The organism is Pseudomonas sp. BNK-44-b, from assembly GCF_047456245.1.
Taxonomy (GTDB): Bacteria; Pseudomonadota; Gammaproteobacteria; order Pseudomonadales; family Pseudomonadaceae; genus Aquipseudomonas; species Aquipseudomonas machongensis.
Window position 1 is genome coordinate 4425544 of the sequence record NZ_CP179908.1, and the last position, 11688, is coordinate 4437231.

Here is an 11688-nt window from a genome sequence, read left to right on the forward strand (position 1 = left end):
CGCCTCCGCTGTGGGTCGGGCGCGTCCACTAGAAACGAGACTAGGGCCCGACAGGCAGCTTCACAAATTCTAAATATAGAAAGTCTCGTTCGATTAAAGCGATACCTTGCGCTGGCTGCCCTGCCCCCTGGCCAATGTCAGGAATGGGTCCACCAGCGGCGTGCGCGCCGTGCCCCGGCGCCAGGCCAGGCCCACGTCGAGCGTCTCGTTGAGGTCGGCCAGCGGGCGGGCTTCGATGATGTCGCCTTCCAGCGACCACGGGCGGTAGGTCATGTCGGCCTGGATCGACAGCCCAAGCCCCGCCGCCACCAGGCTACGCACCGCTTCCACCGACGCGGTGCGCAAGGTGACCTTGGGCGTAAGCCCGGCACGGCTCCAGATGCGCTGGGTGTGCAGGCCCATTTCATCGGCGTTGAGCTGGATCAGCGGCTCGCCCGCGACATCGGCCAGGCTGATGCTGTCGCGCTCGAGCAGCGGATGGCGCGGCGGCAGCCACAGGCGGTGTGGCGAGTGGGTGAGCACTTCGGTCTGCAGGGCGTGGCGATCTTCGAGATTGGACAGGATCAGCACGCCGACATCGATCTCGCCGGCCACCAGCAAATGCTCGATGTAGGGACGCTCGTCCTCCACCACGCGGGTTTGGACGTTGGGATAGGCGTGCTGGAAGCGGGTGATCAGGTCGGCCAGGTAATAGCCGGCGACCAGGCTGGTGACGCCGATGGTGAGCAGGCCATCAACCTGGTCGGTGCTCTGCTGCAGGCTGCGCTTGGCGTTTTCCACGGTGGCCAGGATCAGGTGCGCCTGGCGCAGGAACTGGTGGCCCTGGTGGGTCAGGCTCATGCCTTTGGCGTGGCGGGTGAACAGGGTCACGCCGATCTCGTCTTCCAGTTGCTGGATCGCCTGGGTGAGGGTCGACTGGGAGATGAACACCGCCTGCGCGGCGGCGGAGATCGAGCCGGTTTCGGCGACGGCGATGAAGTGGCGAATCTGGCGCAGGGTCATCATGCGGAAAAACACCTGTTGTTTTTTCCGCAGTATGGTTTATCGAATGGGTGATTGAGCGTTCTTTTTTATCGAACAGGGTTGAGGGCAGTGTTGGCCTTTTCGCGAGTAAATCCGCTCCCACAGCAATCCCTGCAGGAGCGGGTTTACCCGCGAAAAGGTCGGGCCTGGGGGAACTACCCGGCAGTCTTGAAGAAGCCCATCCGGCTGCCCAGTGCATCCGCCAGCTCCAGCAATTCCTGGCTGTCTCCGGCCAGGCGCGTGGAACCTGCGTGGGCATCACGCGAGGAGGCGTGGATGCGATTGATGTCCTGGCTGAGCATGCTCGCCGCCACATCCTGCTGCGACGAAGCCGCGGCGATCTGGTTGTTCATCTGGCTGATCGCTGCCACCTCGCGACGGATCTCGTTCAGCGAACGCTGTGCGACCTGGGTACGCTCCACCGTGCCCTGCGCCAGCTCGCGGCTGTCGCCGACGATCTGCGCAGTCTTGCCGGCCCCCTCCTGCAGCTTGCCGATCATGCCGCGGATCTCTCGAGTCGACTCCTGGGTGCGGTTGGCCAGCGAGCGCACCTCGTCGGCGACCACCGCGAAGCCCCGGCCGAACTCGCCGGCACGCGCCGCCTCGATCGCGGCATTGAGCGCCAGCAGGTTGGTGCGCTCGGCGATGGAGTTGATGACCTCGATGATGCTCTCGATGGCCTGGCTGTCAGCGGCGACCTGCAACACCGCCTCGGTGGCCGACTCCAGCACCTGGGCCAGTTCGTGCATGGAGCTGGCGGTACCTTCGACCACGGTCTTGCCAGCGTCCACTTCCTGGTCGGCCGCCTCGGAGGCCCGCGCTGCCGCGGCGGCGTAACCGGCAATCTCGTTGATCGCGGCCACCAGTTGCGACACGGCGCTGGCCATGTGCTGAGTGTCGTCGCTCTGCTGCTGCATGCGCCCCTGGTTGGCGGCGGCGCCCTGACTCATGCGGCTGGACGAGGCGACCAGGTCGGTCGCCACCTGGTTGACCTGGGCGATGATCTCGGTGAGGTGACGGTTGGTGGTGCCCAGCGCGCCCATCACGCTGTCCGGGTGCTGGCTGCGTACGCTCTGGTCGATCTCGCCACGGGCCAGGCCACGCAGCAGTTGCGCCACCTCCTCGGGCTCGGCGCCCAGGGTCGAGCGAATGCTGCGGATGATCAGCAGCGAGGCGGCGACGCTGAGCAGCGCAGCCAGGGCCGCGGCCCAGAGCATCAAACCGGCAAAGCCCGAAGCGCTGTCACGCACGATGCCGATGTCGCGCACTACATCCTTTTCCTGCAGGTCGATGAAGGCGTTGATACTGCGCAGCCATTCCTTGTACGCCGGCGCGACCTGGGCCAGTAGCAGCGCCTGGGCCTGCTCGAAGTCGCCCTTGTGGCGCAGCTCCAGCAACTGTGCGGTGGCGGCCTGGGCGGTACGCTCGATACCCCGGATCTGCTGCTGCAGGCGTTGCTCGTCGGCACCGGCCTTGGGCTCGCCGAGCATCTTGGCCAGCGGCACCGCGGAGGTCTGGTAGAAGTCGTCCAGGCGCTTGATGTCCTGGAGGAAGCCAGAAAGCTGGCCGTCATCGTGGGTCAGAACGGCATCGCGGATGGCGATGGCGCGGTCATGCACGCTGCCGCGCAGGTTGATCGCATAGCGCTGCTTGACCGTGGTGTTGCCGCTGACCTCGGTGAGCAGCGCGTCGATCCCGCCCACCCGGTGCACGCCGATGGCGGTGATGACCAGCATCAACCCAACGACCAATGCAAACCCCAGCGCCAACCTCATGGTGATGCTGATTCCTCTGAACATGGTGTCCTCCCCCGAGTGCATAAAAGCTTTTTGCCATCATTTTTTGCATGCTTTATACCCAGAGAATGTGAAGCCTTCTAATCGCGTTGATTGATAACGACCATGAAATTAAATCATCAGGTCGGCTGCGTGACTGGCACGGGGAGTGGTCGGTTCAGCAGAAGCCCCACCACCACGGCGAACACCAGCGCCGCCACCCCGGCGCTCGTCAGCACCGCTTCGAAACCGCCGACGAAGGCTTGGCGTGCCAGCGGCGCGAGGGTGTCGCGCAGACTCGGATCGACCACCGCCAGCGCCGCCGGCAGATCGCCCGCCGCGACCCGGGTCGCCATGTCGCCGACCTTGTCCAGTTGCGCCGGCGCCACGCCCGCCACCGCCTCACGCAACAACTGCCCGCTGCGGCTGGCCAGAATCCCGCCCAGCACACCGATGGCCAGCACGATCGCGCCGAAGCGTGTGGTGGTGCTCAAGCCCGAGGCCATGCCGGTGCGCTCACGCGGTACGCAGGCCATGATGTTCTTCTGCGTATCGCCGTTGAGCAGCCCGGCCCCGGCACCAAGCACCAGGCTGGCCAGGGCGAAGCGGGTATAACCGCCGTACGCGGCTGCGGCCGAACACAAGAGGTTGCCCAGCCCCACCAGCAGCAACCCCAGGGCGAACACGCGCGCCGAGCCGAGCCGTGCCGACAGGCGCATGCCCAGGCGGGGTGTCAGCAGCATCGCCAGGGCGAACGGCAGCATGCCTGCACCTGCGGCCAGCGCTGGCAGTTGCAGGCCGTTCTGCAGGTACAGCGGCAGCAGGGTCATCATCACCTGGGCGCAGGCGGCATAGGCGAACATGCCGAGCAGAGCGCCGATGAAGCGCCCGCTGCGCATCAGTTGCAGGTCGATCATTGGCCGCGACTGGTTGCGCTCGACCAACACGAAGAGGAAGAACAGGAACGCCGCGATCACTAGCCGCCCGAGGGTGGGGGCGCTGTCCCAGCCGACGCGGTTGGCATCGATCAGCGCCCAGATCAGGTAGCCCAGCGCACCCGCGAAGGTCAGGCTGCCGAACGGATCCAGGCGCGCAGCAGCGCTGTCGCGCGATTCCTCGATGCTGCGCCGGACCATGATCGACAGCACCCCCACCAGCGGCAGGTTGATGTAGAAGATCCAGCGCCAGCCCAAGGTGCTGGCGATCAGGCCGCCAAGCAGCGGTGCGAAGGTGATGGTCGCGCCCATGCACGCGCCCCAGAACGCCCAGGCGCGCAGGCGCTCCTCGGGTTCGTGGAAGCGGTGACCGATGGCCGCCAGCGCGGCGGTGAGCAGCAGCGCCGCACCAAGGCCCTTGGCGGCCCGGGCCAGGTCGAGGAACATCAGTGTCGGCGCGGCGCCGCAGGCCAGCGAGGCCAGGCCGAACAGGCCCAGCCCCAGTTGCAGCATGCGCCGTCGGCCGAAACGATCGGCCAGGCTGCCGGCCGGTAGCAGGGCTGCGGCGAAGGCCAGCAGGTAGGCACTGACCACCCATTCGATGTCGGCGAACGAGCCGGACAGGTCACGGGCGATGCTGGGCAGGCTGACCGCGACGATGTTGGTGTCGAGGATGATCAGGGCGCACACCGCCGAGGCGGTGAACAGGGTGAAGCGGGCGGATGACATGGTGAGGCTCCCGAAGGGGGGGTGATCTTCAGGGCCTCATCGCGGGACAAGCCCGCTCCCACAGAGGTAGTACAACATGTAGGAGCAACTGTCTTGTTCAAAATCTAAAGGCCAGCCCAATACCTGTGGGAGCGGGCTTGTCCCGCGATGAGGCCGGAACAGCCACCACAAGCCTGTCGGCCAAAATCGTTTCGCCGCAGGCTTTGCAGTGTTGCGACCACCCTACCCTTCCAACGCCCAGCCCTTGTTAGCCAGGCGCCGCGTTGTCATTAGCCTGTAGCTAACGCAGCACCACCGGCCTCCCGTCGTTCACGGCGCAACTCGCTGCCCAGCTCCCGCGCCAACGCCACAAAATTCACCGCCTGCGGCGACGGGTTGTCCTGCCGGCACAGCAGGGTAATCGGCGCCGCCAGCCGGGGCCGGGCATCGCGAATCGGCCGGTAGGCCACGCTGTGCTCATGAAACCCGCGCATCGAGGTCGGCACCACCGACACCCCAGCCCCTGCGGCCACCAGGCTGACGTTGGTCAGCATGCGCTCGACCTCGAACGCCACCTTCGGCTCGAACCCGGCATTGCGACACGCCTGCAGCAAATTGGCGTACATCCCCGGCGCCCCCGGGCGACGCACCAGGATGAACGGCTCGTCGGCCAGGTCCTTGAGCGCAATGGCCGCACCGCTGTCGAGCAGGCGATGGCCAACCGGCAGGGTCAGCACCAGTTCTTCGTTGAGCAACCGGTGATAGGCGATGCCGCGTGGACGGTCGACCGGCGCGCGAAGGATGCCGATATCGACGCTGTCGTCGCTCACCTCGTCGGTCAGTTCGCGGGCGTTGCCTTCGTGCAAGGCGATATCGACGTCCGGGTACAGGTCGCGGTAGCGCCGGATGATGCGGGGGATCAATGGATGGGACGCCGCCGAGCTGGTGAAGCCGACCTTGAGGTTGCCTTCGATGCCCTTGGCCGTGCGCGCCGCCTTCTGCGCACCGTTCTCGACCCGTTGCAGGATGTCCAGTGCCTCTTGAAGGAAGACCTCGCCGCCAGCGGTAAGGTCGACACCCTTGGCATGGCGGATGAACAGGTCGAAGCCCAGCTCCTGTTCCAGTGCGCGGATCTGCTGGCTGAGTGGCGGTTGCTGCATGTTCAGCCGCGCGGCGGCACGGGTGAAGTGCTTTTCCTGGGCGACCATGACGAAGTAACGAAGGTGACGAAGTTCCATGCAGGCTCCGGGGACGGGTGGCGAGGAGCATTGTGGCGCATGCGCAGTCCTCGCACCATTCACGCTAGAATCGGCAAACCGGAAAACAACAAAAAATCCCGATGATCCGTAATCGCTCTCGCTCAGACCTTGCCCTGCTCCTGCTCGCCCTGCTGGCCGGTGCGCTGCTGGGCGTCTGGCAGCCAGACCTGGCGGTGCAGATGAAGCCGCTCAGCGACCTGTTCATTTCCATCATCGGCGTCTGTGCCCCGGTGGTGATGTTCATCCTGGTCTGCTCCAGCACGGCTGCCCTGAGCGACTACCGCGCCACCGCCTGCCTCGGCCTCAAGGCCATGGCCTACTGGCAACTGATGTCGTTGCTTTCGCTGCTGATTGGCCTGGTGGTGGCTTTGCTGCTGCGCCCTGGCGCAGGGTTGGAAAGCTCCAGCCATGTGTGGTCGGTGCCGCTGCTGGCCGGCGACGGTCCGATGCTCTCGCGCCTGCCGACCCTGCTGCTCGACTCGCTGGAAGAAAGCCCGATCCTCAAGGTGCTGCTGGCCGCGTTGGTATGTGGCCTGCTGCTGGGGCGCAGCGGCGAAACCGGCCGGCGCCTGGCCCGCCAGCTCGACCGGACCATGGCCTGGATGTTCCGCATCATGCGCCTGATCGTCAGCTTCGCGCCGCTGGCCGCGTTTGGTGCCATCGCCTTCATCATCGGCAAGTACGGCCTGGACGCCGCCATTCCCCTGGCCAAGTTCGTCGTTGCTGCCTACGCCGCGTGCCTGGCCTACCTGCTGCTGGTGCCGCTGCTGGTGATGCGTCTGCTCGGCTGTCGCCTGGCGCGGCTGGTGGGCTACATCAAGGAAGAATTGCTGCTGGTGATCTCGACCGGCTCGTCGGTGGCCGCACTGCCGCGCCTGGTGGAAAAGCTCGAAGCGGCGGGTTGCGACAGCCAGACCCTGCGCCTGACCCTCACTGCCGGCTACAGCTTCAACCTCAATGGCTCGAGCCTGTACCTGATCGTCGCGGTGCTGTTTCTCGCACAGCTTGGGCATATCGACCTGACTCCCTCGCTGCTGGCGACCATCGTGCTGGTCAGCCTGTTCACCTCGCTCGGCTCGACCAGCGTGGCCGGCTCGGCCTTCGTCACCCTGGCGGCGACCTTGAGCGTGCTGGACATCGTGCCGCTGGAGAGCATCGGTTTGCTGATTGGCGTGGAGCGGCTGATGAAATGCCGGTCGGTGACCAATGTGGTGGGCAATTGCGTGGCGTGCCTGGCGATTGCCTGGTGGCACGGGAAAGTGGATCGGGCACGATTGCGCGAGGTGTTGGGTTAGGGCAACTGTGGGAGCAGGCTTGTCGGGCGCCGAACCGCCGCGAACACCGGCACAGCCGGTGCCATGCATCGCGGTGTACTTTCGCGGGCAAGCCCGCTCCCACAGGTCTGGATTGCCCCAAGAAGTTGGCCTGCAGTCAGACCTGCTGGTTTCTGGCCACCTCAAGGTCGTTCAGCAAGGCCTTGGCCATTGCGCTGAGATACCTCAATGCCGTCAGGGCAGCAGGAGCGATATCCTCGTCACTGCCCTGGCTCAGGTCGCGCACGCAACCGAGCAGCAACGACACTTCGTCGAATGCCTGATCCACGGGAATACCGGGTTGTACGCGGAACATCCCAAGGGCCGTGGCGATGCCTGGCGTGGTGTTTTCATTCATGGACAAACCTCCATCACATCCGTTTGAGGGCGTGTTCGATCAAGGCCCGCGCTGTTTCGGCGGCATGCGCGGCGTTGGTGAGCATGTTCAGACCGGGAGTACCGGCCACGGAGCGACAGTGTTCGTCGAGGGTCTCGCTGACGCCGCGCAACAGCTCGCTGGCGTGAGCCAGGGCGTCCGGGGGAATCAGGTCGGCGTGGATGGAGAAGTAGGGAGTATTGATGAGCTTGAGGCGGGGTGGATCGGGGACGATCTTTTTCATCACTGTGATCTCAATGGCGTTTCAGGAAGCCAACCCCACCATCCCTCTCACAGGATGGGTGGCAGCTGTTACGTGGGGTGAGAGACCGGTCCATAGAGATCAATCAGCCGGCCAGGCGCAAGCCTGCCCACGCACAGCTGCCATGACAGCCGTTGATCTGCAAAATGGATAGCGGGCTCTCACACCCGGTCGCCATATGGGCGACCCGGGGAAGTTAGTCCCGATGCTTATCTTCAACAACAGAGAAACGGCTGCGTGGCGCGTAGGATAATTCCCAAGCAACTTTGAACTGAAGGGGTGCTGGCGAGATTCGGAATTTTCTGAGGCATGGGGACATCATATTTCCCCCGGGTGGCAGCTGTGGTGGGGTGAGAGACCGGACCAACACAGAGCAAAAGCCGGCCAGGCATAAAGCCTGCCCACACACAGCTGCCATGACAGCGTTGAACTGCAACTAGATAGCGGGTTCTCACACCCTTCTCTTTCAAGGTGTGCGCATGTGATTGCGTGAGGGCTGACAGGTGCTTGCCTGAAGCTTTTCAGCGCCTGTGAGATCGAGCGCCGCCCGCGCGGCGCTTCGCGGGCAAGCCCGCTCCTACAGTTTGTTTCGGGCCAGTTATGCCTGTGCCATAGGCGCTCGACGCCTGGTGTGTACGACTCGGTAACGCGCCGTGCGCCAAAGGGGTCACGCGAAAATGCCACAGGATTCATTGGCCCGAAACAAACTGTAGGAGCGGGCTTGCCCGCGAAGCGCCGCGCGGGCGGCGCTCGATCTCATAGGCGCTGAAAAACTTTCGGCAAGCACCTGCCAGCCTCTACACAAACACCTTGAAAGGCATAGCTCTCAAACCCGGCTCACCCTATGGCGACCAGGGAAGTTAGTCCCGATGCTTATCTTCAACAACAGAGAAACGGCTGTGTGACGCGCAGGATAATTCCCAAGCAACCTTGAACTGAAGGGATGCCGGCGAGATTCGGAGTTTTCTGAAGTATGAAGACACCGCCGCTCCACAGGCATCCACCACATCTGTAGGAGCAACAGTCTTGCTCAAAATCTTAGAGCAAGCCCAATCCCTGTGGGATTGGGCACGCCTTAGATTTTTGAGATTGCGATGCCGTTATTGCCCGGCGAGCTTGTCGAACGCCTTGTCCAGCGCCGCATCGGCATCCACCAGCTTCTGCCGGTGCAGCTTCATCCAGTCCTGGTCCGCCGCCAGGCGCTTGCCCGCTTCCATCAGCATGCGCCGCACTTCGTTCGGCTGTGGCCCACCAGTGCCCTGGCGACTCTCGACCATCGCCCGTGGCGACAGGCTGGCGCGGAAGGCGGCCTCGCTCAGCGGCAGCTGGTCGTCCTGCCATTTGTACTTCTTCGCTGCCTGGGTGTAGAGCGCCTGGGCATCGGCGTAGGCGAAGTCCTTGGGCAGCGTGCCCTCGGCGCGGGCCTTCTCGACGATCAGCGAGGCGAAGCTGTGGCCGATGCGGAACGGCACGTGGTGCTGGCGCTCCAGGGTGTCGGCCAGCTCCATCGACGTGGTCCAGTCTGCGTCCAGTTCCTCTTCGGCCCGAGCAGCGTTGATCTGCAGGGCATCGAGCACCAGGTCCATGCGCTCGAACATTTCGTTGGCCGACTTGAACAGCCCCAGGTCGTCGAACGCGGCCTTGTAGTCGGTCATACCGGTAGTGACGTTATGCGCTCGCACGGTGGTGGCGTTGGCCAGCCCGACCACATCGGAGGCCGACTCGCGGGTGCGCATCAGCAAGCCCGGGTTGCGCTTCTGCGGCATGGCGCTGCTGGTGTAGGTCGAACCCTCGTCGAGCAGCAGCCACGGGCGGGTCTGGTGGTACTGGGTGTGGATATCGCCAATGATCGCGCCCACGCGAATGGCCGACGACGAGGCAATGCTCGCAGCCTCCAGCGGAATGTCGTAGGTCGACACCTGGCTGGCATCCAGCGAGTTCTCACGCAGGCCATCGAAGCCCAAGAGCGTTGCCAGGCGCTCGCGGTTGAGCGGGTAACCGGAGTTGGCCAGCACCGCGGTGCCCATCGGGCTCAGGTTCAGGCGCGCATAGAGGTCATGGATGCGCTGGGCATCGCGCTGGAACGACGCCTCGTAGGCCAGCAGGTAGTGGGCGTAGCTGATCGGCATGGCCTGCACGCCGTTGGTGTAGGCCGGCACCAGAGTGTCGACGTTGACCGAGGCCAGCTTGAGCAGACGCTGGCGGGTGGCGTTCAGGGCGTCGCTGTAGTCCAGCACTTCGGCGCGCAGCGAGGCCAGGCGATAGGTGGCGTACATGTCCTGGCGGCTGCGCCCGGAGTGGATCAACGAGGCCTGCGGGCCAATCTTGTCGATCATCACCTGCTCGAGCTGCAACACATCGCTGGGGCGCTTGCCGTCGGGCTGCTTGGCCTGGTCGATGGCATAGCGCACGCCGCCGGCAATCACCTTGCCCTGGTCGGCCGGCACGATGCCCTGCTCGGTGAGCATGACGATGGAGGCCTTGTTGATGCGGTTGAGCCAGTCGAACTGGCTTTCCTGCTGGCCACCCTTGAGCGCGGACTTGTCGACGGTGGCGCCGATCTTGCGCGCCTGCTCGGCGCATTCAGCGGTGGTCTTGCACGGCAGGTCGGCAGTGTTGGCGGCCTGGGCCGTGGCAGCGGCGAACAGGGCGTAGGCAATGGCCAGGTAGAGCGGGGTCTTTCTTGTTGTCATGGTTTCGGTTCCGCGAGTGTGTCGCTCAGGAGGGGCGAACTTGGCGGGATGCTAGCGGCGGGTTTGGAAGATTAAAAATATATTAAAAATATCCAACCAATATTTTTCTAGTATGGAGAGCAGCAATGGCAACTTGATACTTTCAAGATATCAAGACACTCGATTCAAGATATTTTATCTCGGCAAAAACCGCTGCTAGGATCGGCGCCATAACTCCAATCAAACCGGCCGATCCCCACACACTGCCACGGGATACGACCGGACCGCACGCTTACGAGGTGGTTACATGCCGCATCACGTCCTGCGCACATTCGCCCGCTCCCTGCTGCTCTTGGCCGCCAGCCTGCTGGCCGTCCAGGCCGTCGCCGCCCCCCAGACCCTGCGCCTGGGCGACACTGCCCCCTACAACTTCCTTGCCTTCGCCAACAACGACCTGCAGCGTGCCAGCCTGCCCGTGCAGCGCGCCGTGGTGCTGCTGCATGGTGTGCGCCGCAACGCCGACGACTATTACGACAGCGGCGAAAAGCTGCTGGAAAACGCGGGTTTCAGCGCCAGCGACACCTTGCTGCTGGCGCCCAACTTCCTCACCCCCAGCGACCGCCGTGCCGGCGACGACATGCCGCTGTGGCCCAAGGACAAGTGGATGCACGGCACCGAGTCGCAGAGCGGGCGCGCCGGTATCGCCGGTTTCACCGTGCTCGACGACCTGCTCGCCTACCTCGGCAACCGCCAGCATTTCCCGGCACTGAAGGAAATCGTGCTCATCGGTCACTCCGCCGGTGGTCAGTTGATGCAGCGCTACACCCTGCTCGGCGACGGCGACCAACGCCTGCGCGCCAGCGGCATCCAGGTGCGCTACGTGGTGTCGAGCCCCTCGTCCTACCTCTACCTGGACGACAACCGCGTGCAGGACGGCGCCTTCAAGCCGGTCCTCACGGTCATGTGCCCAAGCTACAACCAATACCGCTATGGCCTGGAGCGGGCACCGGCGTACTTCACCCGCCAGGGCCTGAACGCCACCCAGGTGTTCCAGCGCTATGCCGCACGCAACCTGACCTACATGGTCGGCGAGCTCGACAACAAACCGGACGACCGGGTCATGGACCGCGCCTGTGGCGCTGCCATGCAGGGCGCTACCCGTGTCGAGCGTCAGCTCAACTACCTGCGCTACGAAGCCTTCCTCGCGCAGAAATGGCACATCCCCATCGACCACCTGCAATTCCAGGTCAGTAAGGTCGGCCATAACGCCGCCCGCCTGTTTGCCGCGAAAAGCGTTGCCAGGACCCTGTTCCCGACCCGCTGACGCCGTTCGCACTTCCTACAAAAACAACAAAAGCATCTGCC

Annotated in this window: 9 protein-coding genes and 1 pseudogene; 2 read left to right on the forward strand and 8 right to left on the reverse strand. The window is 64.3% G+C overall.

The window, feature by feature from the left end:
* Nucleotides 1-93 precede the first annotated feature (93 nt).
* From ACMGGG_RS20255 to ACMGGG_RS20275, 5 genes and pseudogenes are all read right to left on the reverse strand, one after another.
* Complete coding sequence (locus tag ACMGGG_RS20255) at nt 94-1005, reverse strand: LysR family transcriptional regulator (RefSeq protein ID WP_054895270.1); 912 nt, start codon at nt 1003-1005, stop codon at nt 94-96.
* Between the two features lie 173 nt (nt 1006-1178).
* Complete coding sequence (locus tag ACMGGG_RS20260; protein ID WP_414155829.1) at nt 1179-2240, reverse strand: methyl-accepting chemotaxis protein; 1062 nt, start codon at nt 2238-2240, stop codon at nt 1179-1181.
* A gap of 66 nt (nt 2241-2306) precedes the next feature.
* Nucleotides 2307-2843, reverse strand: a pseudogene (locus ACMGGG_RS20265) (MCP four helix bundle domain-containing protein); the annotation flags it as partial.
* Nucleotides 2844-2938: 95 nt separating this feature from the next.
* Entirely contained in the window at nt 2939-4462 is a 1524-nt protein-coding gene (locus ACMGGG_RS20270; RefSeq protein WP_197893285.1) for an MFS transporter, read from the reverse strand.
* Nucleotides 4463-4731: 269 nt separating this feature from the next.
* A complete protein-coding gene (locus tag ACMGGG_RS20275) occupies nt 4732-5679 on the reverse strand; it encodes a LysR substrate-binding domain-containing protein (RefSeq protein ID WP_063546177.1) in 948 nt (315 codons plus the stop codon).
* 101 nt (nt 5680-5780) lie between these two features.
* Here ACMGGG_RS20275 and ACMGGG_RS20280 point away from each other — a divergent pair, with 101 nt between their 5' ends.
* Nucleotides 5781-6995, forward strand: a complete 1215-nt coding sequence (locus tag ACMGGG_RS20280) for a cation:dicarboxylate symporter family transporter (protein ID WP_414154301.1) — start codon at nt 5781-5783, stop codon at nt 6993-6995.
* A 136-nt stretch (nt 6996-7131) separates the two neighbouring features.
* On the opposite strand, the gene ACMGGG_RS20285 is transcribed toward ACMGGG_RS20280, so the two are convergent.
* From ACMGGG_RS20285 to ACMGGG_RS20295, 3 genes are all read right to left on the reverse strand, one after another.
* Nucleotides 7132-7371, reverse strand: coding sequence for a DUF3077 domain-containing protein (locus tag ACMGGG_RS20285; RefSeq protein ID WP_065861877.1), 240 nt, complete (start codon nt 7369-7371; stop codon nt 7132-7134).
* Nucleotides 7372-7384: 13 nt separating this feature from the next.
* Complete coding sequence (locus ACMGGG_RS20290; RefSeq protein ID WP_414154302.1) at nt 7385-7633, reverse strand: hypothetical protein; 249 nt, start codon at nt 7631-7633, stop codon at nt 7385-7387.
* 1118 nt (nt 7634-8751) lie between these two features.
* Nucleotides 8752-10344 (reverse strand): argininosuccinate lyase, encoded by a 1593-nt coding sequence (locus tag ACMGGG_RS20295; protein WP_414154303.1) that lies wholly within the window; start codon nt 10342-10344, stop codon nt 8752-8754.
* Between the two features lie 286 nt (nt 10345-10630).
* Between ACMGGG_RS20295 and ACMGGG_RS20300 the strand changes: the two genes are divergently transcribed.
* The gene (locus ACMGGG_RS20300; RefSeq protein ID WP_414154304.1) at nt 10631-11647 is read left to right on the forward strand and encodes an alpha/beta fold hydrolase; all 1017 of its coding nucleotides are present in this window, start codon (nt 10631-10633) and stop codon (nt 11645-11647) included.
* The last annotated feature ends 41 nt before the right edge of the window (nt 11648-11688 follow it).